Raw genomic sequence first — 22927 nt, 5'->3', positions numbered from 1 at the left:
TGGCGTTGATTTTTGGCACGCTGTTGAGTTCTCAAGGAACGGACGCTTCCTTCGTACTCACCCTCTCGGGCTTTCCTCCGGGCTTTCCCTTCGGTCTTGCGTTTCCGACTCTATCAGATCCTTTCGGCGTCTGATTCCCAGTCAGCGGGATTCGTCTTTCCGGCCGTTGGGCCGTTCCGACGAGTGAGACTTTAGCGGATTTCCTGCCTCCGACGCTAATCGGGGGCTGCGTTCGGGTTTCGAACGCGGATTCCTCATTTCGCAGAAACACACGGAAAGCACGACGGCACGGCAAAGCACCGTCAGCTTCTGTGGATCTTGCGGAATGGCTGTCCGGGGCCGACCGGGGTCGGTGCTCACGTCGGACAACTCGGAGAACCTTACGGATCCGTGAATCCCGTGTCAACCCAGGTCCTCGGGCGTACGCTCCCCGTATGACTACGCGTGCGCACACCACCCAGTGGTGGGCCGCCTGACGGCGGCCCACCACTCGCGCATGCAGCAAGCGGCCGCCGACTCGGCGGCCGTTCGCGTATCCCCCTCCGGGATCCGGCCGTCCGGTCGGCGCACGGAGAAGAGGGAGAACGAACGCGATGACGAGGATCTTCAGCGGGGTCAAACCGACCGGGCACCTGACCCTGGGCAACTACCTCGGGGCCGTCCGGCGGTGGGTCGAGGTCGATCAGTACCGGGCGGAGGCGCTGTTCAGCGTCGTGGACCTGCACGCGCTGACCGTGGAGCACGATCCGGCGCGGGTGCGGCGGCTCAGTCGGCAGGCGGCCACGCTGCTGCTGGCGGCCGGGCTGGATCCGGAGCTCTGCACCCTGTTCGTACAGAGTCATGTGGACGAGCACGCCCGGTTGTCGTACCTCCTGGAGTGCACCGCCACGGACGGCGAGCTCCGGCGGATGGTCCAGTACAAGGAGAAGAGCGTCCGGGCGCGGGGTGCGGGGCAGGGGGTGCGGCTGTCCCTGCTGACGTATCCGGTCCTGATGGCGGCGGACATCCTGGCCTACGGGGCGGACGAGGTGCCGGTGGGTGAGGACCAGACGCAGCACGTGGAGCTCACCCGGGACCTGGCCGTGCGGTTCAACCAGCGCTACGGGCACACCTTCACGGTGCCGCGGGCGACGCGGCCCGAGGTGGCGGCGCGGGTCATGGACCTTCAGGACCCCCGGTCGAAGATGGGGAAGTCGCACGAGAACGGGTCGGGGATCGTCTATCTGCTCGACGATGCGGACACCGTGCGGCGGAAGGTCATGCGGGCCGTCACCGACAGCGGCCGGGAGGTGGCGTACGACCGGGAGGGCCGGCCCGGGGTCGCCAACCTCCTCGACTTGCTGGCGGCGGCGACCGGGGGGAGTCCCTCGGTGCTGGCCGGTGCGTACGGGTCGTACGGATCGCTGAAGAAGGACACGGCGGACGCGGTCGTCGAGCTGCTGCGGCCCGTGCGGGAGCGGCACGCCGAGCTGGCGGCGGACCCCGGTCATGTGGATCGGGTGCTGCGGGACGGGGCGCGGCGGGCCCGGGAGACGGCGCGGCCCCTGGTGGACCGGGCCTATCGGGCGATCGGGCTGCTGCCCGCCGGGTGACGGAAGGCGTTGCGGTAGTCGCGCGGGCTGGTGGCGAGGTGCGAGGCGAAGTGCTGGCGCATCGTGACCTCGCTGCCGAAGCCCGCGCGGCGGGCCACCTCGGGGAGGGGGTGGTCGGTGCGTTCGAGGAGTCTCTGGGCGGCGGCGACGCGCTGGGTGATGAGCCAGTGCAGCGGGGTGGTTCCCGTGGTGGCCTGGAAGTGGCGGGCGAAGGAGCGGGGGGACATGCCGGCGCGGGCGGCCAGGGTCGCGACGGTGTGGGGCTCGTCGAGGTGGGCGAGGGCGTACGCCCGGACGTCGGCCAGGGCGTCCGCGTCGCGGTCGGCCCGGGGGGTGGGGTGCTCGATGAACTGGGCCTGGGTGGCGGCGCGGAAGGGGGCGGTGACCATCGCGCGGGCGATGGCGGCGGCCGCTTCGGCTCCGTGGGCGGTGCGGACGAGGTGGAGGCAGAGGTCGATGCCGGCGGCGGTGCCGGCGGAGGTCCAGACGCCGGTGTCCTCGACGAAGAGGGCGTCGGGTTGGACGCGGACGGCGGGGTGGCGGTCGGCGAGGGTGTCGGCCAGGTGCCAGTGGGTGACGGCGCGGCGGCCGTCGAGGAGTCCGGCGCGGGCGAGGACGAACGCGCCGGCGCAGAGCGAGGCGACCGGGATGCCGGCGGTGTGGGCGCGGCGGAGGGCGTCGAGCACCCGGGGCGGGACGTCGGCGTCGGGGTCCTCGATGCCGGGGACGAGGACGAGGTCGGTGGGGGTGAGGTCGTCGAGCCAGTCGAGGGGGCGGTCGGGGGTGAGGGAGAGGCCGCCGCGGAGGGGGAGGGGGGTGTAGGGGTCCGTCGCCGTCCTGCGGAGTTCGAAGGGCGGGACGCCTCGGGGGGTGCGGTCGTTGCCCCAGACCTCGGTGACCACGGAGACGTCGAAGGCGCGGACGCCCGGGAAGCAGAGGAGGGCGATGCGCTGGGGGCGGGGTGCGGGGGTCTGGGAGGGCGGCACGGTTGGCAGCGGCACGGTTGGCAGTAAACCATCGATCGCTGTCATTCACCCCTCTGGGTGGGTGTGCCGGTCGGCGGCAGGATCGTGGGCATGGAGATCAGGGAGAACGCAGCGCTGGTGGTCGTCGACGTGCAGAAGGGCTTCGAGGAGGAGTACTGGGGGAGGCGGAACAACCCGGCCGCCGAGGAGAACATCGCGGCTCTCATCGACCTGTGGCAGGAGACGGGGCGGCCGGTGGTGTTCGTGCGGCACGACTCGGTGGAGAGCTCGCGGCTGCGGGCCGGTCACGTGGGGAACGACTTCAAGGACTTCGTCGAGGAGCGGCGGGGGAAGGGCAGCGGGCCCGAGCTGCTGGTGACGAAGACGGTGAACTCGGCGTTCTACGGTGCTCCGTCGCTGGACGGGTGGCTGACCGGGCTCGATGTGGTGCAGATCGTGATCGTGGGGATCCAGACGAACATGTGCAACGAGACCACGGCGCGGATGGGCGGGAACCTCGGGTACGAGGTGGTGTTCCCGCTGGACGCGATGCACACGTTCGATCTGGAGGGGCCGTTCGGCTGGTCGCTGGACGCGGACGAGCTGACGCGGGCGACGGCCGTGTCCCTGCACGGGGGGCGGTTCGCGGAGGTGGTGACGACGGAGGACGTCGTGCGGGGGGCGGGCGCCGGGGTCCGGTGACCCCGGCGGGCGGTGGTCAGCCGTTGCCGGAGGCGAGTTCGCGGCTGCGGTCGCGGGCGGCTTCGAGGGCGGCGATGAGGGCGGCGCGGACGCCGTGGTTCTCCAGCTCGCGGATGGCGCTGATGGTGGTGCCGGCCGGGGAGGTGACGGCCTCGCGGAGCTTGACGGGGTGTTCGCCGCTGTCGCGGAGCATCACGGCGGCGCCGATGGCGGCCTGGACGATGAGGTCGTGGGCCTGGGCGCGGGGCAGGCCGAGGAGGATGCCGGCGTCGGTCATGGCCTCGACGAGGAAGTAGAAGTACGCGGGGCCGGAGCCGGAGAGGGCGGTGGCGGCGTCCTGCTGGGACTCGGGGACGCGGAGGGTCTTCCCGACGCCGCCGAAGATCTCCTCGGTGTGGGCGAGGTGCGCGGGGGTGGCGTGGCTGCCGGCCGAGATGACGGACATGCCCTCGTCGACGAGGACGGGGGTGTTGGGCATGACGCGGACGACGGGGGTGCCGGTGGTGAGGCGTTCCTCGATGAAGGAGGTGGGGATGCCGGCGGCGGCGCTGACGATCAGGCGGTCGGCGGTGACGTGGGGGGCGAGCTCGTCGAGGAGGCGGCCCATGTCCTGGGGCTTGACGGCCAGGATGAGGGTGTCGGCGCGCTTGGCGGCCTCGGCGTTGGTGACGGTCTCGACGCCGTAGCGGGCGTGGAGCTCCTCGGCGCGCTCGGAGCGGCGGGCGGTGACCAGGAGGTTCGCGGGGCGCCAGCCGGCGCGGATCATGCCGCTGAGGAGCGCTTCACCGATCTTGCCGGTGCCGAGGACTGCGACGGTCTGGGTCATGGCTCTGTTCACCTCGCCGGAGGGGGGTACGTGTCGTCATCCTCGCACCGGCGGGCGGGGTGGTGTGCGGGTGTCCGAGGGGCGGTCACGCGGTGCGGCGGCGGAGGGTGGCCGCGCCGAGGCCGAGGACGAGGAGCGCGCAGCCGGCGACGACGAGGACGTCGCGGACGAAGTCGCCGGTGGCGTCGGGGTGGTGGAGGACCTGGTTCATGCCGTCGACGGCGTACGACATGGGGAGGGCGTCGGAGAGCGCTTCGAGGGCGGGGGCCATCCGGTCGCGCGGGGTGAAGAGTCCGCAGAGGAGCAGCTGGGGGAAGATCACGGCCGGCATGAACTGGACGGCCTGGAACTCGGAGGCGGCGAAGGCGGAGACGAAGAGGCCGAGGGCGGTGCCGAGGAGGGCGTCGAGGAGGGCGACCAGGAGGAGGAGCCAGGGGGAGCCGGTGACGTCGAGGCCGAGGAGGGCGACGGCGAGGCCGGTGGCGAGGGCGGACTGGACGACGGCGAGGAGTCCGAAGGCGAGGGCGTAGCCGGCGATGAGGTCGGCCTTGCCGAGGGGCATGGCGAGGAGGCGTTCGAGGGTGCCGGAGGTCCGCTCGCGGAGGGTGGCGATGGAGGTCACCAGGAACATCGTGATGAGCGGGAAGATGCCGAGCAGTGAGGCGCCGATGGTGTCGAAGGTGCCGGGGCTGCCGTCGAAGACGAACCGCAGCAGGAAGAGCATGGCGCAGGGCACGAGGAGCATCAGGGCGATCGAGCGCGGGTCGTGGCGCAGCTGGCGCAGGACGCGGGCGGCGGTGGCGAGGGTGCGGGCGGGGTTCATGACCGGGGCTCCTCGTGGGCGGCTCGGGCTGCGGCGGCGTCGACGAGGCGGAGGAAGGCCTCTTCGACGGTGGCGGTGTCGTTGCGTCGGCGGAGTGCCTCGGGGGTGTCGTCGGCGAGGATCTCGCCCTCGCGCATGAGGAGGAGCCGGTGGCAGCGTTCGGCCTCGTCCATGACGTGGGAGGAGACGAGGAGGGTGGTGCCGCGGTCGGCGGCGATCCGGTGGAAGAGCTCCCACAGGTCGCGGCGGAGGACGGGGTCCAGGCCGACGGTGGGCTCGTCGAGGACGAGGAGGTCGGGGGTTCCGAGGAGGGCGACGGCCAGGGAGACGCGGCTGCGCTGGCCGCCGGAGAGCCGGCCGGCGAGGGAGTCGGCGTGGGGGGTGAGGTCGACGTCGGCGACGGCCCGGTCGACGAGGTCGCGGCGGTCGTGGCGGTGGCCGCGGCCGGGGAGGAGGACGGCGGCGAAGTAGTCGAGGTTCTGCTGGACGGTGAGGTCGTCGTAGACGGAGGGGGCCTGGGTGACGTAGCCGATGCGGGAGCGGAGGGCGGGGTCTCCGGCGGGGTGGCCGAGGACCTGGAGGGTGCCGTCGACCTTGGCCTGGGTGCCGACGACGGCGCGCATGAGAGTGGTCTTTCCGCAGCCCGAGGGGCCGAGGAGGCCGGTGATGCGGCCGGCCGGGACGGTGAAGTCGAGGCCGCGCAGGACGGTGCGGTCGCCTCGGACGGCGGTGAGTCCGCGGGCGGCGATCGCCGCGGGCGGGGGTGGGGCGGGGTCGGTGGGGGGTGTCCGGTGCGGGGCGGGGGCGGTCGGGGACCTGGTGCCGCCCGGGTCGGCGGCCTCACCCGCCGAGTAATTCATCATGCGATGAATAGTGCTCCCGGTGCCACCGGGCGTCAAGCGTCCGGCGGCCCCCGCGCGGGCGGTCGCGCGGGCCGCACACGGTCGCAGCCGTTGCGCGGGGCGCGCGGGCCGCACACGTCGTGCGGGGCGCGCAGGTCGCGCGGGTCACGCGGGAACGGCGAAGCCCCCGCGGCGGTGGGCGTCGCGGGGGCTCTTGTCCGGTGATTACTTGCGCTTGGGCTTCTTGCGGGCGGCCGGGTTGCCCGTACGGGAGCCGCGGCGCTTCTCGTACTGGGCGCGGGCCGTGTCGTACTCGGCGCGGCGGAGCCCCTCCCCCGGGGCCTCGACGAAGCAGCGGACGCCGTAGGCGAGGAGCGAGCCGATGAAGCCGATCGCCTTCAGGCTGCGCAGGGACTCCTCGCGGGCCGGGTCGGCGGGCCTGCGGCCGAAGCCCTCCCAGGTCTTGCGGAACGCGATGGGGCTGCAGACCGCGAACATGAGGACGACCAGCATGTTGACGATGCCGCCGACGTCCGCGATCTGCAGTCCCTGGTACGCGAAGCGCAGGACGAGGCAGGCCGCGGCGGCGGCGGCCAGCGAGCCGGCGGCCAGGCCGACGCGGCGGAGCGTGTAGCCGCCGCTGTGGTCGACCCAGGTGGTGCCGAAGAAACGGATCTCCTCGGGCCGGGGCCCGGCCGGGGTGCCGCCCTTCGGGCCGCCGGCCGGTCCGCCGGTGGTGCTGGGGGTCTGCTCGTCGTCGCTCACGCTGTCGATTATCCCCGGGGCGCCGGAGAAGGACCTCAGGCGCAGCGCGGTGCGACGAACCCGTCGCTGCCCGTGCGGACGTACGCGTCGGAGATGTACTCCCCCGGTGCGATGCTGTCCCAGATCTTCGTGGTGCCGTACGGGCCGCTGACCCACTCGCCGTACTTCTGGCAGGAGATCGACACCGTCGCGCCGAGCGGCAGCGTCCGGACGATCGGGTACTGGGTGCTCGGGCCGGAGCGCACGTTGACCCGGTAGCCGGGCGCGACCGTGTAGCGGGTGGCCGCGGCCGTGACCGCCGTCGCGGTCGTCGGGGCTCCGTCGGGCTCGTCGTTCCGGTGGTTCTCGTCCATGATCATGGTGTCCTCCCCCTTGGCGCGAAAGCGCTCTGCGGAGCTTCACTCTCCGCGACGCGCAGGCTAGCAAGCCCCGCCGACATCACGGGGGTCATCGACTAGGCTCCGTCGGGTTCGCGCGGGTGCGCGCGAGTGACGGGGAACCACACGGGGGTGGGCGATGCCGCCGCTGCGCGACACCGGTGCCGACCGGAATGCGGAGCAGCCCGAGTACGCGGGCGGCTACCGCCTCCAGGCATGTCTGGGCGCCGGCGGCATGGGGGTCGTGCACCTGGCCGCCTCCGCCTCGGGGCTGCGGCTCGCGGTCAAGGTCGTGCACGCACGGTACGCGGAGGACCCCGAGTTCAGGGCGCGTTTCCGCCAGGAGGTCGCGGCCGCCCGCCGGGTCAGCGGGGCCTTCACCGCACCCGTCGTCGACGCCGACCCCGATGCCGTGCGCCCCTGGATGGCGACCCTCTACGTCCCCGGGCCCACCCTCGCCGACCAGGTGAAGCGGAACGGTCCGCTGGCCCCGGCCGAGCTGCGCCGGCTCACCGCCGGGCTCGCCGAGGCCCTGCGCGACATCCACCGGGCCGGGGTCGTCCACCGCGACCTGAAGCCCAGCAACGTCCTGCTCACCGACACCGGCCCGAAGGTCATCGACTTCGGCATCTCGCGGCCCGTCGACAGCGACCTGCACACCGAGACGGGCAAGCTCATCGGCTCGCCGCCGTTCATGGCTCCCGAGCAGTTCCAGCGGCCGCGGGAGGTCGGGCCCGCCGCGGACGTCTTCGCACTCGGCTCGGTCCTGGTGCACGCGGCCACCGGCCACGGCCCCTTCGACTCCGACAGCCCGTACATCGTGGCGTACCAGGTCGTCCACGACGAACCCGACCTGACGGGCGTCCCGGCGGAGCTGGCGCCGCTCGTCGCGCGCTGCCTCGCCAAGGAGCCGGGCGACCGCCCGACCCCGGCCCAGATCATGTCGGCGCTGCTGCCGCCCTCGTACGCGGCCGAGGCCTTCATACCGGCGCAGCGCCGCCGGCCCGCGCTGCCGTACGGCGAGGAGTCCGGCCGCGGCGGGCCCGGCCGCGAGGAGCCCGGCCACGCGCCCGCGTGGGACGCCGACACCCCCGTACGCGCCACCGCGCCGGCCCCGCCCCGCCGGCGGCCGCGCCTCGGCCGGGTGCGCCCCGGGTCGCGCCTCGCGCTCGCCGTGGCGGCCGCGGTCGCCCTCACCGGGGCGGGCCTCTACGCGGCCACGAGCCCCCCGGCCGACGCCGGTTCCGACCCGCCCGCGCGGCCCGCCGAGGTGGCCACCGCCTTCGCGGGCTGGCACACCGTCCTCCAGACGCACGGCCCGACCGCCGCGCCCGCGTGCGCGCACGGCGGCGGCGCGCTGTACTGCACGGCCCGGGGCGTAGCGCTCGCCCGGCTCGACCCCGTCACCGGGAAGGCGGCCTGGTCGCGCACCGGGCCGGTCGAGGCGGAGTCCCCCGTCGCGCCCTTCCTCCTCGCCGACGGCCTGGTCGGCGCGGCGGCTCCGGCGGACCGGCTGCGGTCCTACGCCTCCGCCGGCGGAGCGCCGGGCTGGACCGCCGGACGGGCCGGGGTGCCCGAGCTGTCGACGCCGGCCGGTCCGGCCGTCGTGCTGACCGACGGGCGGGGCGGGGTGCGGGCCGTCGGGAGCCGTGACGGCAAGGAGCTGTGGCGGCACGGCCTGGCCGGCTTCGGCGTCCCGCGCACGGGACCGTACGACGCCCCGTCCGGACTCCTCACCGTCTCCGAGACCTCGGCCGACGGAACGCACACGCGCGTGGCCGCGATCCGGCCCGGGACCGGCGAGCAGGTCTGGCAGCGGAACCTGGCGGGGGACCTCGACCCGCTGGGCGGCACCGGCGACGGCGCGCTGCTCCTCGCCTCCCGCTACCAGGGCTCGCTCTTCGACCGCCTGGTCGTGCTCGACCCGGGCAGCGGCGAGGTGCGGACGCTGTCCCTGCCGCACCGGATCGACGTCCGGGGCACCGCCGTGCGCGGGGCGGTCGTCCATCTCCTCGACGCCGACGGGCATCTGACCGCCTTCGACACCGCGGCGCCCAAGGGGCGGGTGCTGTGGGAGCTGGAGACGGGGGCGGGGAACGTGTCCACGCCCGTGACGGGTCCCGGCGACCGGCTCTACTTCTCCGTGCAGGACGGCCGGCTGCTCGCGGTCGACACCGTCCGCGGGTCGCTGATCGGCCAGACCCGGCCTCGACTGCTCAACGGGCGGCTCGCGTACGCGCCCCTGGTGCCGCCGCCGGTGGTCGCCGGCGACCGGGTCTTCGGGACGGCCCCGGACGGGTCGGTGTTCGCGGTGGACGCCCGGGATCCCGCCGCCTGGTGAAGCCCGGCGCACACGAGGACGGCGAGGTACGGGCGTCCGCGCCCGCTCCCCGCCGTCCCTTCGCGTATCTCCGGGCTCAGCCCAGCTTCGACACGTCCCGGACCGCGCCCTTGTCGGCGCTGGTCGCCATGGCCGCGTAGGCCCGCAGCGCCGCCGACACCTTGCGCTGCCGGTTCTTCGGCGCGTAGACGCCGTTCAGCGCCGCGCGGCGGGCGGCGAGGGTCGCCTCGTCGACGAGGAGCTCGATGGAGCGGTGGGGGATGTCGATGCGGATCCGGTCGCCGTCCTCGACGAGGGCGATCGTGCCGCCCGAGGCGGCCTCGGGCGAGGCGTGGCCGATGGACAGGCCGGAGGTGCCGCCCGAGAAGCGTCCGTCGGTGACCAGGGCGCAGGTCTTGCCGAGGCCCCGGCCCTTGAGGAAGGAGGTCGGGTAGAGCATCTCCTGCATGCCGGGGCCGCCGCGCGGACCCTCGTAGCGGATGACGACCACGTCGCCGTCCGTGACCTGCTTGTTCAGGATCTTCTCGACGGCCTCGTCCTGCGACTCGCAGACCACGGCGGGGCCTTCGAAGGTCCAGATGGACTCGTCGACGCCGGCCGTCTTCACGACGCAGCCGTCGGCGGCGAGGTTGCCGTGCAGCACGGCGAGGCCGCCGTCCTTGGAGTACGCGTGGGCCGCGTCGCGGATGCAGCCGCCGGCCGCGTCCACGTCGAGGTCCTCCCAGCGCTCGGACTGGGAGAAGGCGGTCGCCGAGCGGACGCAGCCGGGGGCCGCGTGCCACATCTCGACGGACTCCTCGGTCGGGGAGCCGCCGCGCACGTCCCAGGCGCCCAGCCACTCCTTGATGGAGCGCGCGTGGACGGAGTGGACGTTCTCGTTCAGGAGGCCGGCGCGGTAGAGCTCGCCGAGGATGGCCGGGATGCCGCCCGCCCGGTGCACGTCCTCCATGTAGTACGTGCGGTCCTTGGCGACGTTCGGCGCGACCTTGGCCAGGCAGGGCACCCGGCGCGAGACCTCGTCCATGTCCGGCAGGCCGTAGTCGAGCTCGGCCTCCTGGGCGGCGGCGAGCAGGTGCAGGATCGTGTTGGTCGAGCCGCCCATGGCGATGTCGAGCGCCATGGCGTTCTCGAAGGCCGCGCGGGTCGCGATGGAGCGCGGCAGGACGGAGTCGTCGTCCTCGTCGTAGTAGCGCCGGGTGATGTCGACGACCGTGCGGGCCGCGTTCTCGTACAGCGCCCTGCGGCCGGTGTGGGTGGCGAGCAGGGAGCCGTTGCCCGGCAGGGAGAGGCCGATGGCCTCGGTCAGGCAGTTCATCGAGTTGGCGGTGAACATGCCGGAACAGGAGCCGCAGGTCGGGCAGGCGTTCTCCTCGATGCGGGCGATGTCCTCGTCCGAGATCTTCGGGTTCACGGCGTCGGAGATCGCGTCGACCAGGTCGAGCGTGCGGACCGTGCCGTCGACCAGGGTCGCGCGGCCGGACTCCATCGGGCCGCCGGAGACGAAGACCGTCGGGATGTTGAGGCGCAGGGCGGCCATCAGCATGCCGGGGGTGATCTTGTCGCAGTTGGAGATGCAGATCAGGGCGTCGGCGCAGTGCGCCTCCACCATGTACTCCACGCTGTCCGCGATCAGGTCGCGGGAGGGCAGCGAGTACAGCATGCCGCCGTGGCCCATGGCGATGCCGTCGTCGACGGCGATCGTGTTGAACTCGCGCGGGATGGCGCCGGCGGCCGTGATGGCCTCGGAGACGATCCGGCCGACGGGCTGCAGGTGGGTGTGGCCCGGGACGAACTCCGTGAAGGAGTTGGCGACCGCGATGATCGGCTTCCGGCCGATGTCCGCGCCGGGTACACCGGAGGCGCGCATAAGGGCGCGTGCGCCCGCCATGTTGCGGCCGTGGGTGACTGTGCGGGACCTCAGCTCGGGCATCGTCGCTCGCTCCTCAGTGATGGGGGTGCTTGCTTTCGAGCGTACGCCGACGGACCAAGATCTGGACAGCGCGTCCGTATGACGGACAGGCTGTTCAGCTTTCGGTCACCCGCGGCGGGGTGGGGCTCAGGCCTCGGTGAGGTAGCGCTGGAGGGTCGGGGCGACCATGGCCACGATCTCCTCCGGGTCCACCGAGGCCATCGGCTCGACCTGGATGACGTACCGCAGGATCGCGATCCCGATCATGTGCGAGGCGGCGAGCTCCGCGCGGAACCGGGGGTCCGGTACGTCGAGCTCGTCCGCGATCCGCTCCAGGAGCCGGCGCAGCACGAAGGTCCTGAGCACCTTGGCCGCGGCCTCGTGGGTGAGCGCGGAGCGGACGATCGCGAGGAGCGGGGCGCGGCTGACCGGGTTCTCCCAGACGCCGATGAAGAAGCGGGCGAGGCGTTCGCCGATGGTCTCGCGGGGGCCGCCGACGATGGCGGGGACGACCGTGGCGGGCTCGAAGGAGACCTCGATCGCCGCGGCGAAGACCTCGTCCTTCGTGCCGAAGTAGTGGTGGACGAGGGCCGCGTCGACCCCGGCCGCCTTGGCGATGCCGCGGACGGAGGTCTTGTCGTAGCCGCGCTCGGCGAACTGGGCACGGGCCGCCTCCAGGATGCGGTCGCGCGCGCCGGGCCCGCTCTCCTCCTCGGTACGGGACGGGCGGCCGCGCCTGCGGGGGGCCGGCTCGGTCACCGGGGCGGCACCCGGGACGGGCGGGTGGCCGCGGAGGCGAGGTGGAGGCGGGTGAAGGCGAGGGCCTCGGCGAGGTCGGCCTCGCGTTCGGCGGCTGACATCGCGCGGCGGGTGTTGACCTCGATGACGACGTGTCCGTCGAAGCCGGTGCGCGCGAGGCGTTCCAGGAGTTCGGCGCAGGGCTGCGTGCCGCGGCCGGGCACGAGGTGCTCGTCCTTGGCGGAGCCCTTGCCGTCGGCGAGGTGGACGTGGCCGAGACGGTCGCCCATGCGGTCGATCATCGCGAGGGCGTCGGTGCGGGCGGTCGCGGTGTGCGAGAGGTCGACGGTGAAGTGCCGGTAGTCGTCCTTGGTGACGTCCCACTCGGGGGCGTACGCGAGCATCTCGCGGTCCTTGTACCGCCACGGGTACATGTTCTCGACGGCGAACCGGACGTCGGTCTCCTCCGCCATCCGCCAGATGCCGGTGACGAAGTCCTTGGCGTACTGGCGCTGCCAGCGGAACGGGGGATGCACGACGACCGTGGAGGCGCCGAGGTGCTCGGCCGCGGCACGGGCGCGCTGGAGCTTGACCCACGGGTCGGTGGACCAGACGCGCTGGGTGATGAGGAGGCAGGGGGCGTGCACGGCCAGGACCGGGACCTGGTGGTAGTCGGAGAGCCTGCGCAGCGCCTCGACGTCCTGGCTGACCGGATCGGTCCACACCATGACCTCGACGCCGTCGTAGCCGAGGCGCGCGGCGATCTCGAAGGCCGTCGCCGTCGACTCCGGATAGACCGAGGCCGTCGACAGGGCGACCTTCGCATCCGGGATGCGCACCACTGGTTCTGCCACGGGGACAGGGTACGGGGCCCGCCGGGCGGCAGGGGGGTGGTTCCGGTCACGCCGGGGGCGGGGCACGCGCGCGTGCGCGGGCCCACGGGGGGCGCGCACGCTGGCCCGTCCGCGGGACGGGGGGACGGCGGGGGGCCGGGGCGGCGGGGCCTCGGAAACGGAGGAGGACTGCGGGGGCCCGGGGAGGGCGGAGGACGGCGGGGTCCCCGGGACGGCGGAGCTTCCGGCGGAGTCCCGGGGACGGCGGCTCCGGGGCCCCGGGCCCGTCGGGGGCTCCGCCGCTACTGCTCCGGCAGGTGGTCCAGGCGGCGGAGGATGACGCCCTCGCGCAGCGCCCACGGGCAGATCTCCAGCTCCTCCACGCCGAGCAGGTCCATCGCGCCCTCCGCGACCAGCGCGCCCGCGAGGAGCTGCGCCGCCCTGCCCTCCGAGACGCCCGGCAGCGCGGCCCGCTCGGGGACCGACATGCCGGCCAGCCGCGGGACCCACTCCTCCAGGGAGGCGCGGGTCAGGATCCGCTGGGCGTACAGCCCCTCCCCCGAGCCGGGGGCGCCGGCGATCCTCGCCAGCTGCTTGAAGGTCTTGGAGGTGGCCACGACGTGGTCGGGGCGGCCGGAGCGGCTGAAGTCCCCGACCGTACGGGCGATCTGCGCGCGCACGTGGCGGCGGAGCGCCTTCACGTCGGCGGCGTCGGCCGGGTCTCCCGGGAGCCAGCCGGCGGTCAGCCGGCCCGCGCCGAGCGGCAGGGAGACCGCCGTGTCGGGGTCCTCGTCGATGCCGTACGCGACTTCGAGGGAGCCGCCGCCGATGTCGAGGAGGAGCAGCTTGCCCGCCGACCAGCCGAACCAGCGGCGGGCCGCGAGGAAGGTGAGCCGGGCCTCCTCCTCGCCGGTGAGGACCTGGAGGTCGACGCCCGTCTCGTCCTTCACGCGCGCGAGGACGGCGTCCGCGTTGGTGGCCTCGCGGACCGCGGAGGTCGCGAACGGGAGCACCTCCTCGCAGCCCTTGTCCTCGGCGGCGTGCAGCGCGTCCCGGACGGTCGCGATGAGCCGCTCGACGCCGAAGGGCGCGATCGCTCCCTTCTCGTCGAGGAGTTCGGCGAGCCGCAGCTCGGCCTTGTGCGAGTGCGCGGGCAGCGGCCGGGCGCCGGGGTGGGCGTCCACCACCAGGAAGTGCACCGTGTTCGAACCGACGTCGAGGACTCCGAGTCTCATGGGCGGAACGCTACTGCGCCGACCCGCATACGCTTGGACCTGTGCCAAAGACGAAAAAGGCGAAACCGGGCAAAGACAGTGCGGTCAAGAGCGCCAAGAAGCAGGGCAAGAGCGTGGAGCCGGACGAGAAGGGCCTCGACTTCGCCCGCGCGTGGGTCGAGTTCCCCGACCCGGCGGACGAGGAGCAGATCTTCCGCTGCGACCTGACCTGGCTGACCTCGCGCTGGTCGTGCGTCTTCGGCAGCGGCTGCCAGGGGATCCAGGCGGGCCGGGCCGACGACGGCTGCTGCACGCTGGGCGCGCACTTCTCGGACGAGGACGACGAGAAGCGGGTGGCGACGCACGTGGCCCGCCTCACGCCGGACCTCTGGCAGTTCCACGAGGTCGGTACGGCCTCGGGCTGGACCCAGCTCGACGAGGACGGCGACCGGCAGACCCGCCGCTGGGAGGGCTCCTGCATCTTCCAGAACCGCCCGGGGTTCGCGGGCGGCGCGGGCTGCTCGCTGCACATCCTGGCCCTGCAGGAGGGCCGGGAGCCGCTGGAGACCAAGCCGGACGTCTGCTGGCAGCTGCCGGTGCGGCGCACGTACGACTGGATCGAGCGGCCGGACGACACGAAGGTCCTCCAGGTCTCGATCGGCGAGTACGACCGGCGGGGCTGGGGTCCCGGCGGCCACGACCTGCACTGGTGGTGCACCTCGGCGACGTCGGCGCACGGAGCGGGCGAGCCGGTCTACGTCACGTACCGGCCGGAGCTCACCGAGATGATGGGCGCGGAGGCGTACGAGGTCCTGGCCGGGCTGTGCGAGGCGCGGCTCGCCTCGCAGCTGCCGCTGGTGGCCCCGCACCCGGCCGACCCGCCGCGCTGACGCCCCGGGGCCCTGCCGTCGGCGCCCGCCCGGGGAATCCCCGGGCGGGCGTCCGGTCTCACGAGGAGGACGGCGGCGGTTCCTCCGTCGCCGGCGGCGGCGTGGTCGGCTCGGTCGGGCCCGGGTCCGTCGTGGTCGGCGGGGGCTCCTCCGTGGTCGGCGGTGTCGTCGGCTCGGTGGTCGGCGGTGTCGTCGGCGGTTCGGTCGGCTCGGTCGTCGGCGGTTCGGTCGGCGGCGGTGTCGTCGGTTCCGTCGTCGGCGGGCTCGTCGGCGGCGTGGTGGGTTCGGTCGTCGTCGGCGGGGGTGTTCCGGGGTCGACGGAGACCGGGGGCGGCGGGGTCTCGCCCTGCCCGTCGATCCTGACGACCGCGCCGGAGGGGTTCACCCCGACGCGGGCGCTCCACGCGCCGTGCGGTTGGCGGCGGTGGTCGACGCGGACGGTGACGGTGATCCGCTCGCCCGGGCGGAGGGTGCCGGAGGCGCGGCTCACGTACAGCCAGGGCGCGTCCGTCCACAGCGACCAGTCGACGGGGGACCCGCCGGCCGCGGTGAGGGTGAGCAGCGTCAGGTCGCCGAGGCCACGGGCGGTCACCGTGACCCAGCCCGCGGCGGGGTCGCCCGGTGTCGAGGGGCCGGCGGAGCCGCCGGGACCGGCGGGGCCGCCGGGGCTGAGCACCTCGACGGAGACGTCGGGGGCGCGGCTGCCCCGGGTGAAGCGCGGTTCGGGGGTGGTGCGGGCGTTGCCCGCGTTCTCGTAGCGGTCGTAGGGGCGGCCGTCCGGTCCGGTCGGTTCGTCGGCCTCGCTCGCGCTGACCCGGGAGCCGTCGGAGGCGCTCGGGTCGGCGACGGGGGCGCCCCGGTAGGAGGTCCACAGGGCGAGGACGGGTGCGGCGACGACGGCCGCGACCACGGTGGTCGTCACCGCGCGGGCGCGGAGCCGGTCGCGGCGGGCCACGTGGTCCTTCGGGTCCATCGGGAAGCCGGTCGGCGAGAAGCGCGGGGCGCCCGCACGCGCGCGCGGGACGTGCAGCATCGCCATGTACGCGGCGGCCCTGGGCGCCTCGACCAGCGGGAGCCGGGCCTGCGGGAGCGCTCCGGCGCCGGGCCAGGGCCCGACGGCGCCGACCCGCTCGGCGGCCTTGCGGCAGCGGGGGCAGTCGTCGACGTGCCGGACGAGCTCCGCCCGCAGGGCCGCCGAGAGCAGCACCTGCTGGTCGCCGGTGAGCCGGGCGACGGTGGGGCAGCTGCCGGTCTCGACGACGGCGAGGGCGGCGCGGGTGCGCTCGACCTCGCAGCCGGCGGTGGCGAGGAGTTCGCGGGCGGCGAGCGGGTCGAGGGAGAGGACGGCGGCCACCTGGCGGTGGCTGAGGCCGTGCCGGACGGCGAGTTCGAGGGCCTCGCGCTGCTCGGGGGTGGTGCCGGCGGCCTCGGGCCAGGCGAGCCGGGCGAGCTCGGCGCGGCGCCGCTCGGCGGTCTCCTCGGGGACGCGGGGCGGTTCGGGGGCGGTGACGGCGGGCCGCCCGGTGTGGGCCCCCTGGCGTCGGCGGCGCTGCTCGCCGAGGCTGCGCAGGCAGGCCCAGCGGGCGAGGGCGTACAGCCAGGCCGTGCGGCCGTCCTCGTCCGAGGGGCAGCGGCCGTGGTGGCGCTCGGCGACGGCGAGGACGTCGCCGAGGACGGCGGTGGCGGTGTCGTGGTCGCACAGCACGGAGAGGCAGTACGTGAAGAGGCCGTCGAGGGCGGCCTCGTAGCGGGCCGGGGGCCTCCGGCCGAGCGTGCGCGGTCCCTGGTCCGTGGCGCGGCGCGCGGCCCGGTGTGCGCCGGTGGTGCGTGCGGGGGAGTCCAGCCTGCTGCTCGTCACCGTTCGACCGTAGGCAGCGCGGGGGGCGCTTTTCGTACCGGTCGCGTTCTTCTCATTCTTACGGGTGAAGCTATCGCTCGAAAGGGGACAGGAATCCGGGGTTCCGCTCCGCTGGGGAGACCCGGCGGTCGTTGTCGGTGGGGGCCGCTACGGTGGGCGCCATGGCTGCCCGTACGAAATCGACCAAGGAACGGCCGTCCTACCGCTGCACCGAGTGCGGCTGGCAGACGGCCAAGTGGCTCGGCCGCTGCCCCGAGTGCCAGGCCTGGGGGACCGTCGAGGAGTACGGCGCGCCCGCCGTCCGGACGACCGCGGCGGGCCGGGTCTCCACCGCCGCGCTGCCCATCGGCCAGGTCGACGGCCGGCAGGCGACCGCCCGCTCGACCGGGGTCGACGAGCTGGACCGGGTCCTCGGCGGGGGCCTGGTGCCCGGCGCGGTCGTGCTGCTCGCGGGCGAGCCGGGCGTGGGCAAGTCCACGCTGCTGCTCGACGTGGCGGCCAAGGCGGCCGGGGCCGAGCACCGCACGCTCTACGTCACCGGCGAGGAGTCCGCGAGCCAGGTGCGGCTGCGCGCCGACCGGATCAACGCCCTCAGCGACCATCTGTACCTCGCCGCCGAGACCGACCTGTCGGCCGTCCTCGGCCATCTCGACGCCGTGCAGCCGTCGCTGCTGATCATGGACTCGGTGCAGACGGTCGCCTCCCCCGAGATCGACGGCGCCCCCGGCGGCATGGCCCAGGTCCGCGAGGTCGCGGGCGCGCTCATCCGGGCCTCCAAGGAGCGGGGCATGTCGACGCTGCTCGTCGGGCACGTCACCAAGGACGGCGCGATCGCGGGTCCCCGCCTCCTGGAGCACCTGGTCGACGTCGTCCTCAGCTTCGAGGGCGACCGGCACGCGCGCCTGCGGCTGGTCCGCGGCGTGAAGAACCGGTACGGGGCGACCGACGAGGTGGGCTGCTTCGAGCTGCACGACGAGGGGATCACGGGTCTCGCCGACCCGTCGGGACTCTTCCTGACCCGGCGTGACGTGGCCGTGCCGGGCACCTGCCTGACGGTGACCCTGGAGGGCCGCCGGCCGCTGGTCGCCGAGGTGCAGTCGCTGACCGTGGACTCCCAGATCCCCTCGCCGCGGCGGACCGTCTCCGGCCTGGAGACCTCCCGGGTCTCGATGATGCTGGCGGTCCTGGAGCAGCGCGGCCGGATCAGCGCGCTCGGCAAGCGGGACATCTACAGCGCGACCGTGGGCGGCGTGAAGCTCACCGAGCCCGCCGCCGACCTGGCGATCGCGCTCGCGCTGGCCTCCGCGGCGAGCGACACCCCGCTGCCGAAGAACCTCGTGGCGATCGGCGAGGTCGGGCTCGCCGGCGAGGTCCGGCGGGTGACCGGCGTCCAGCGGAGGCTGGCCGAGGCGCACCGGCTCGGCTTCACGCACGCGCTGGTGCCGTCGGACCCGGGCAAGGTGCCGGCCGGCATGAAGGTGACGGAGGTCGCGGACATGGGCGACGCCCTGCGCGTGCTGCCGCGCGGCCGGCGTGCGAAGGCGCCCGAGGGCGCGGAGTAGGAGGAGGGCCGAGGGGCACGCCGGGAAGACCGGAGGGCGCGCGCCGGGACGGCCCGGTCGGCGCGCTTCGGGACGGCCGGGCCAGCGCCCGCCGGGAGGAGGCCCCGGTCGGCGCTCGCCGGGATGACCGGCAGGCATGCTCCGGGACGGCTCGGTCGGCGCGCTTCGGGACGGCTCGGCCGGCGCTCGCCGGGACGGCTCGGTCGGCGCTCGCCGGAGGGTCGGCGGCGGTCGTTCACACCGCGCCGACGGTTCGCTCCGTACGCTTCGCAAAGACGCGGAGGGTTAGGTCCGCGTCGGGGCGGGGACCCCTTTCGGACCACCGTGATCCATCGGGGGCGGAGGGCGGCGGGGTGGTGTCGCTAGACTTTGCCCTGGTCTCGCCCATCCGTACGAGCCGGAGGAGTGCAGTGGCAGCCAAGGACGGGGCAGCAGCTCCCGGAAAGTCCGGCGCGGGCTCCGGCAACGAAGCGCTGATGCGCGCCGCCCTGAGCGCCGTCGCGCCCGGCACCGCGCTGCGGGACGGCCTGGAGCGGATCCTCCGCGGCAACACCGGCGGTCTCATCGTGCTCGGCCTCGACAAGACGGTCGACTCCATGTGCACCGGCGGTTTCGTGCTGGACGTCGAGTTCGCCGCCACGCGCCTGCGTGAGCTGTGCAAACTCGACGGGGCACTCGTCCTCGACAAGGACATCACCAAGATCCACCGCGCGGGCGTGCAGCTCGTTCCGGACGCCTCCATCCCGACCGACGAGACCGGCACCCGGCACCGCACGGCGGACCGGGTCTCCAAGCAGTGCAACTTCCCCGTCGTCTCCGTCTCCCAGTCGATGCGGCTGATCGCGCTGTACGTGGACGGTGAGCGCCGGGTCCTGGAGGAGTCGGCGGCGATCCTGTCCCGCGCCAACCAGGCGCTGGCGACCCTGGAGCGGTACAAGCTCCGGCTCGACGAGGTGGCCGGCACGCTCTCCGCGCTGGAGATCGAGGACCTGGTCACCGTCCGGGACGTCACCGCGGTCGCCCAGCGCCTGGAGATGGTCCGCCGGATCGCCACCGAGATCGCCGAGTACGTGGTCGAGCTCGGCACCGACGGGCGGCTGCTCTCGCTCCAGCTGGACGAGCTGATCGCGGGCGTGGAGCCGGAGCGCGAGCTGGTCATCCGGGACTACGTGCCGGAGCCGACGGCCAAGCGCTCGCGGACGGTCGCGGAGGCGCTGACCGAGCTGGACGCGCTGACCCACACCGAGCTGCTCGAACTTCCGGTCGTGGCCCGTGCGCTGGGCTACAGCGGTTCGCCCGAGACCCTCGACTCGGCCGTCTCGCCGCGCGGCTACCGCCTCCTGGCCAAGGTGCCGCGGCTGCCGGGCGCGATCATCGAGCGGCTCGTGGAGCACTTCGGCGGGCTGCAGAAGCTGCTCGCGGCCAGTGTGGACGACCTCCAGACCGTGGACGGCGTCGGCGAGGCCCGCGCCCGCAGCGTACGCGAGGGCCTGTCCCGGCTGGCGGAGTCCTCGATCCTCGAACGGTACGTCTGAGTCCGTCCGCGGCGGTCCGGACCGCGGGCGCCGCGGCGGTCCGGCCCGCGGCCGCGGTGCCGGACGGCACGGATCCCGCCGCCGGGCCGGATCGGGTCTCCCGGCGCTCCCCCGGGGGCCGCGGAACGGGTCCCGGTGCGTCCGGGACGCCTCCCCCGCTTCCGGCGCGGCTCAGTCCTTGGCGAGCGTGAACGAGGCCGGCAGCACCTTCGTGCCCGGCATCGTGGCCTCGACGAGGTAGGTCCCGGGAGCGGCCTGGCCCGCCGGGGCGGTGGCGCACCGCGGGGCGCTGCGTCCGCGGTCCCACTCCACGGTGTGGGTGACGGTGGCGCCCGCGGGGACGCGCAGCAGGACCGGGGCGCCGGGGCGCGGGCAGTCCGCCGAGGACCAGACCTCGTCGTCCTGCTTGTCGCTGATCGTCAGCACGGCCGTGCGGGGCCCGAAGTCGGCCTTGCAGTCGGCCTTCGAGGTGTTCCTGGCGACGAGCTGGAAGCGGGGCCGCTCCCCCGCCTCGTAGCTGACCTGGACGCTGCGGAGGGTCAACTGCAGTGTGCCGGAGGGGCAGTTCGGAAGCGGGGAGCCGGCCGGGACCTGCTGTCCCGCGCCGGTGCCCGCGCCGCCGTCGCCGCCCGCGCCGTCGGTGTCGCCGTTCTTGCCGCCGTCGCCGCCGGCGGTCGCGCCCGCGTCCGTACCGGAGTCGGCGCCCGAGCCCGGGTCCGTACCGGAGCCGCCGGAGCCGCCGCTGCCTCCGGTGGCGTCGCCGGAGTCGTCCGACTCGTCGCGTCCGCCCGGCTGTTGGGTGATCGCCTCACCGGTGCCGGAGGGTCCCGGGGTGATGGAGGGAGGGGTGGGAGAGGAGCCGTTGGCCCCGTCGTTCGGCTTCTTCCCGCCCCCGCCGCCGGAGGTGACGGCCCACACGGCGAGGAGTGCGAGAAGCGCCACCAGGCACGCCGCCACCGCCCTCCGTCGCCAGTAGATGGTGGAGGGAAGCGGCCCGACCGGATTGCGCAAAGATCCCACGAGCCGAACCTTACGAGAGATCCGGCCCAACTCCCGCCCCACCCGCCGCTCCAGGCATCAAGTTTTGCCGATGATCACATCCTTCGGTACGGGGAACTTTTCTCGCGGCACCGCCCCGGGAGCCATCCCACGCCACCCGAAAACGGTGCCAACCATGCCGAATCCCCGGCACCCCCACTTTCGTCGGGGGTCGGTGTGGCCGTTGGCCCGGGGCGGGGCACTCCGGATTCCGGTTAGCGTCATGCACCATGAACACCCTCCTCGACCTCTCCGACCGGCTCTACCTCGATGTCGCCGACTTCGCCCATGCGACCCCCCACTGGTTCCAGTGGCTCGCCGAGGTCTGGACCGAGGCCGGACTGCTGTTGTTCGGCGCGCTGTTCCTGGCCGGCTGGTGGCGCTCCCGCGAGGGTTCGAGCCGGGCGATGGCCCTCGCGCTCCTCGCTCCGCTCGCCACGGCGTTCGGGTACGTGGTGAGCGAGTCCCTGAAGTCGCTGGTCGACGAGGAACGCCCGTGCCGCGCCGTCGTCGGAGCGCCCGACGCGCTCATCACCTGCCCGCCGTACGGCGACTGGTCCTTCCCCAGCAACCACTCGGCCATCGCCGGGGCGGCCGCGATCGCCCTCGCGCTCTCCTGGCGCGGGATCGGGTGGCTGACCGTGCCGATGGCGCTGCTCATGGCGTTCTCCCGGGTCTTCGTCGGGGTGCACTACCCGCACGACGTGACCGTCGGCCTGCTCCTCGGCGCCCTGATCGCCTTCCTCGTCATGCGGGCGGCGGTCCGGCCGGTGGGCGCGCTCGTGGAGACGGCCCGGTCGAGCCGGAGCTCGGCCGTGGCGTGGTGCGCGGGGCGCGGACCGTCGGCTCACGCCCCCGCGCGCGCCGAGGACACTCCGCGCGCCCGTCACGGCGCGTACTGATCACCTCGGGGACGTGCCAGGATCGGAGACGCCATGACTTCCATCGACGCTCCCCTCACGCCCGCCGTCCCCGCCGCCGCCGGGGCCCCGGACCTCCCGACGCCCCCCGCCGAGCTGCACGGGCCCGTCCTCGCCTGGTTCGACCGGCACGCCCGCGACCTGCCCTGGCGCCGTCCCGAGGCGGGCGCCTGGGGCGTCATGGTCAGCGAGTTCATGCTCCAGCAGACGCCCGTCGTCCGGGTTCTGCCGGTGTACGAGCAGTGGCTCGCGCGCTGGCCGCGGCCGGCCGACCTGGCCGCCGACGCCCCCGGCGAGGCGGTCCGCGCCTGGGGCCGGCTCGGCTACCCGCGCCGGGCCCTGCGGCTGCACGCGGCGGCCGTGGCCATAAAGGAACGGCACGGCGGCGACGTACCCAGCGATCACGGGCAGCTGCTCGCACTGCCCGGCATCGGCGAGTACACGGCGGCCGCGGTGGCCTCCTTCGCTTACGGACAGCGGCACGCCGTCCTGGACACCAACGTGCGCCGGGTCTTCGCGCGCGCGGCCACGGGCGTCCAGTACCCGCCGAACGCGACGACGGCGGCGGAGCGGCGGCTGGCCCGCGCGCTGCTGCCGGCGGACGAGGCCACGGCCTCGCGCTGGGCCGCCGCCTCGATGGAGCTGGGCGCGCTCGTCTGCACGGCGAAGAACGAGGACTGCGGGCGCTGCCCGATCGCGGAGAACTGCGCCTGGCTGCTCTCGGGGAAGCCCGCGCACGACGGCCCGCCCCGCCGCGGCCAGGCGTACGCCGGGACGGACCGGCAGGTCAGGGGCCGGCTCCTCGCGGTGCTCCGGGAGTCCGCCGACCCGGTGGCGCAGGCGGTCCTGGACGAGGTCTGGGACGAGCCGGTGCAGCGGGCCAGGGCCTTGGACGGCCTGGTCGCCGACGGCCTGGTCGAACCGCTGGACCACGGGCTCTACCGGCTCCCCGTGTCCTGAGCCGAGGGCCCCGGGCCGGCGCCGCGGCCGTCGCCGGGGCCGGGTCCGGGGGTGTCCTCCCGCCGCCGAGCCGGTGGGCGTCCGCCCAGCACCCGGGGGTGCCCGGGCGGCCCCGCCGCCTCCCAACCGCTGTTACACAACCGATGGGTAGCCGTGCGTCCACCGACGGCTGCCCCGCACAACCCCGTGACAAGCGCTCCGTACGGTCGTCGACGACACGAGGAAAAGCTGGTCACG

General features: G+C 74.3%; 20 protein-coding genes. 8 read left to right on the top strand and 12 right to left on the bottom strand.

The window, feature by feature from the left end; translation table 11 throughout:
* Nucleotides 1–593 precede the first annotated feature (593 nt).
* Nucleotides 594–1592, top strand: coding sequence for a tryptophan--tRNA ligase (trpS, locus tag ACF09E_RS24610; RefSeq protein WP_392207062.1), 999 nt, complete (start codon nucleotides 594–596; stop codon nucleotides 1590–1592).
* Here trpS and ACF09E_RS24605 read toward each other — a convergent pair.
* Nucleotides 1559–2623, bottom strand: coding sequence for a GlxA family transcriptional regulator (locus ACF09E_RS24605; protein ID WP_392207060.1), 1065 nt, complete (start codon nucleotides 2621–2623; stop codon nucleotides 1559–1561). The two genes, trpS and ACF09E_RS24605, sit on opposite strands and share 34 nt — an antisense overlap.
* Nucleotides 2624–2668: 45 nt before the next feature.
* Between ACF09E_RS24605 and ACF09E_RS24600 the strand changes: the two genes are divergently transcribed.
* Nucleotides 2669–3259 (top strand): cysteine hydrolase family protein, encoded by a 591-nt coding sequence (locus ACF09E_RS24600; protein ID WP_392207058.1) that lies wholly within the window; start codon nucleotides 2669–2671, stop codon nucleotides 3257–3259.
* 16 nt (nucleotides 3260–3275) lie between these two features.
* On the opposite strand, the gene proC is transcribed toward ACF09E_RS24600, so the two are convergent.
* The 5 genes from proC to ACF09E_RS24575 form a co-directional block, all read right to left on the bottom strand.
* A complete protein-coding gene (gene proC / locus ACF09E_RS24595; RefSeq protein ID WP_392207056.1) occupies nucleotides 3276–4085 on the bottom strand; it encodes a pyrroline-5-carboxylate reductase in 810 nt (269 codons plus the stop codon).
* A gap of 85 nt (nucleotides 4086–4170) precedes the next feature.
* On the bottom strand, nucleotides 4171–4908 hold the full coding sequence (locus ACF09E_RS24590; protein ID WP_392207053.1) for an ABC transporter permease: 738 nt from the start codon (nucleotides 4906–4908) through the stop codon (nucleotides 4171–4173).
* On the bottom strand, nucleotides 4905–5771 hold the full coding sequence (locus ACF09E_RS24585) for an ABC transporter ATP-binding protein (protein ID WP_392207051.1): 867 nt from the start codon (nucleotides 5769–5771) through the stop codon (nucleotides 4905–4907). Before ACF09E_RS24585 ends, ACF09E_RS24590 begins: the two co-directional genes overlap by 4 nt.
* 204 nt (nucleotides 5772–5975) lie before the next feature.
* On the bottom strand, nucleotides 5976–6515 hold the full coding sequence (locus tag ACF09E_RS24580; protein WP_392207049.1) for a hypothetical protein: 540 nt from the start codon (nucleotides 6513–6515) through the stop codon (nucleotides 5976–5978).
* A 35-nt stretch (nucleotides 6516–6550) separates the two neighbouring features.
* Nucleotides 6551–6874 carry an SH3 domain-containing protein gene (locus ACF09E_RS24575; protein WP_392207047.1) on the bottom strand — a complete coding sequence of 108 codons (324 nt, stop codon included), beginning with the start codon at nucleotides 6872–6874 and terminating at the stop codon, nucleotides 6551–6553.
* Nucleotides 6875–7031: 157 nt separating this feature from the next.
* Between ACF09E_RS24575 and ACF09E_RS24570 the strand changes: the two genes are divergently transcribed.
* Nucleotides 7032–9233: a PQQ-binding-like beta-propeller repeat protein gene (locus tag ACF09E_RS24570; protein ID WP_392207045.1), complete on the top strand. Its 2202-nt coding sequence runs from the start codon at nucleotides 7032–7034 to the stop codon at nucleotides 9231–9233.
* Nucleotides 9234–9309: 76 nt separating this feature from the next.
* On the opposite strand, the gene ilvD is transcribed toward ACF09E_RS24570, so the two are convergent.
* From ilvD to ACF09E_RS24550, 4 genes are all read right to left on the bottom strand, one after another.
* Nucleotides 9310–11163 carry a dihydroxy-acid dehydratase gene (gene ilvD / locus ACF09E_RS24565; protein ID WP_392207043.1) on the bottom strand — a complete coding sequence of 618 codons (1854 nt, stop codon included), beginning with the start codon at nucleotides 11161–11163 and terminating at the stop codon, nucleotides 9310–9312.
* Nucleotides 11164–11289: 126 nt separating this feature from the next.
* Nucleotides 11290–11901 (bottom strand): TetR family transcriptional regulator, encoded by a 612-nt coding sequence (locus tag ACF09E_RS24560; protein ID WP_361861160.1) that lies wholly within the window; start codon nucleotides 11899–11901, stop codon nucleotides 11290–11292.
* Nucleotides 11898–12734 (bottom strand): sugar phosphate isomerase/epimerase family protein, encoded by an 837-nt coding sequence (locus ACF09E_RS24555; RefSeq protein ID WP_392207041.1) that lies wholly within the window; start codon nucleotides 12732–12734, stop codon nucleotides 11898–11900. The genes ACF09E_RS24560 and ACF09E_RS24555 overlap by 4 nt, the downstream gene beginning before the upstream one ends.
* Nucleotides 12735–13015: 281 nt before the next feature.
* Nucleotides 13016–13948 carry a Ppx/GppA family phosphatase gene (locus ACF09E_RS24550; protein ID WP_388801297.1) on the bottom strand — a complete coding sequence of 311 codons (933 nt, stop codon included), beginning with the start codon at nucleotides 13946–13948 and terminating at the stop codon, nucleotides 13016–13018.
* A 41-nt stretch (nucleotides 13949–13989) separates the two neighbouring features.
* On the opposite strand from ACF09E_RS24550, the gene ACF09E_RS24545 reads away from it, so the two are divergent.
* On the top strand, nucleotides 13990–14817 hold the full coding sequence (locus ACF09E_RS24545; RefSeq protein WP_392207039.1) for a hypothetical protein: 828 nt from the start codon (nucleotides 13990–13992) through the stop codon (nucleotides 14815–14817).
* A 58-nt stretch (nucleotides 14818–14875) separates the two neighbouring features.
* Here the strand turns inward: ACF09E_RS24545 and ACF09E_RS24540 are convergent, their stop codons facing one another.
* Nucleotides 14876–16675, bottom strand: coding sequence for a hypothetical protein (locus ACF09E_RS24540; protein WP_392207037.1), 1800 nt, complete (start codon nucleotides 16673–16675; stop codon nucleotides 14876–14878).
* Between the two features lie 161 nt (nucleotides 16676–16836).
* Between ACF09E_RS24540 and radA the strand changes: the two genes are divergently transcribed.
* Both radA and disA read left to right on the top strand, forming a co-directional pair.
* The gene (gene radA / locus ACF09E_RS24535) at nucleotides 16837–18237 is read left to right on the top strand and encodes a DNA repair protein RadA (RefSeq protein WP_388801306.1); all 1401 of its coding nucleotides are present in this window, start codon (nucleotides 16837–16839) and stop codon (nucleotides 18235–18237) included.
* 410 nt (nucleotides 18238–18647) lie between these two features.
* Nucleotides 18648–19772, top strand: a complete 1125-nt coding sequence (disA, locus tag ACF09E_RS24530; RefSeq protein ID WP_073907793.1) for a DNA integrity scanning diadenylate cyclase DisA — start codon at nucleotides 18648–18650, stop codon at nucleotides 19770–19772.
* A gap of 171 nt (nucleotides 19773–19943) precedes the next feature.
* Here disA and ACF09E_RS24525 read toward each other — a convergent pair whose 3' ends face one another.
* Entirely contained in the window at nucleotides 19944–20792 is an 849-nt protein-coding gene (locus ACF09E_RS24525) for a hypothetical protein (RefSeq protein ID WP_392207035.1), read from the bottom strand.
* Nucleotides 20793–21040: 248 nt separating this feature from the next.
* Here ACF09E_RS24525 and ACF09E_RS24520 point away from each other — a divergent pair, with 248 nt between their 5' ends.
* Together ACF09E_RS24520 and ACF09E_RS24515 are read left to right on the top strand one after the other, a co-directional pair.
* Complete coding sequence (locus ACF09E_RS24520; RefSeq protein WP_392207033.1) at nucleotides 21041–21712, top strand: phosphatase PAP2 family protein; 672 nt, start codon at nucleotides 21041–21043, stop codon at nucleotides 21710–21712.
* A gap of 33 nt (nucleotides 21713–21745) precedes the next feature.
* Nucleotides 21746–22690 carry an A/G-specific adenine glycosylase gene (locus ACF09E_RS24515; RefSeq protein WP_392207031.1) on the top strand — a complete coding sequence of 315 codons (945 nt, stop codon included), beginning with the start codon at nucleotides 21746–21748 and terminating at the stop codon, nucleotides 22688–22690.
* Nucleotides 22691–22927: the final 237 nt, after the last annotated feature.

The sequence above is a fragment of the Streptomyces sp. NPDC014891 genome (assembly GCF_043081085.1).
Taxonomy (GTDB): Bacteria; Actinomycetota; Actinomycetes; order Streptomycetales; family Streptomycetaceae; genus Streptomyces.
This window is presented reverse-complemented; position numbering and strand designations above follow the sequence as displayed.

Bases quoted from the DNA above. Each gene is read 5' to 3' on its own strand.
- trpS (WP_392207062.1), top strand. From the start codon at position 594: ATGACGAGGATCTTCAGCGGGGTCAAACCGACCGGGCACCTGACCCTG.
- ACF09E_RS24605 (WP_392207060.1), bottom strand. From the start codon at position 2,623: ATGACAGCGATCGATGGTTTACTGCCAACCGTGCCGCTGCCAACCGTG.
- ACF09E_RS24600 (WP_392207058.1), top strand. From the start codon at position 2,669: ATGGAGATCAGGGAGAACGCAGCGCTGGTGGTCGTCGACGTGCAGAAG.
- proC (WP_392207056.1), bottom strand. From the start codon at position 4,085: ATGACCCAGACCGTCGCAGTCCTCGGCACCGGCAAGATCGGTGAAGCG.
- ACF09E_RS24590 (WP_392207053.1), bottom strand. From the start codon at position 4,908: ATGAACCCCGCCCGCACCCTCGCCACCGCCGCCCGCGTCCTGCGCCAG.
- ACF09E_RS24585 (WP_392207051.1), bottom strand. From the start codon at position 5,771: ATGATGAATTACTCGGCGGGTGAGGCCGCCGACCCGGGCGGCACCAGG.
- ACF09E_RS24575 (WP_392207047.1), bottom strand. From the start codon at position 6,874: ATGATCATGGACGAGAACCACCGGAACGACGAGCCCGACGGAGCCCCG.
- ACF09E_RS24570 (WP_392207045.1), top strand. From the start codon at position 7,032: ATGCCGCCGCTGCGCGACACCGGTGCCGACCGGAATGCGGAGCAGCCC.
- ilvD (WP_392207043.1), bottom strand. From the start codon at position 11,163: ATGCCCGAGCTGAGGTCCCGCACAGTCACCCACGGCCGCAACATGGCG.
- ACF09E_RS24550 (WP_388801297.1), bottom strand. From the start codon at position 13,948: ATGAGACTCGGAGTCCTCGACGTCGGTTCGAACACGGTGCACTTCCTG.
- radA (WP_388801306.1), top strand. From the start codon at position 16,837: ATGGCTGCCCGTACGAAATCGACCAAGGAACGGCCGTCCTACCGCTGC.
- ACF09E_RS24520 (WP_392207033.1), top strand. From the start codon at position 21,041: ATGAACACCCTCCTCGACCTCTCCGACCGGCTCTACCTCGATGTCGCC.
- ACF09E_RS24515 (WP_392207031.1), top strand. From the start codon at position 21,746: ATGACTTCCATCGACGCTCCCCTCACGCCCGCCGTCCCCGCCGCCGCC.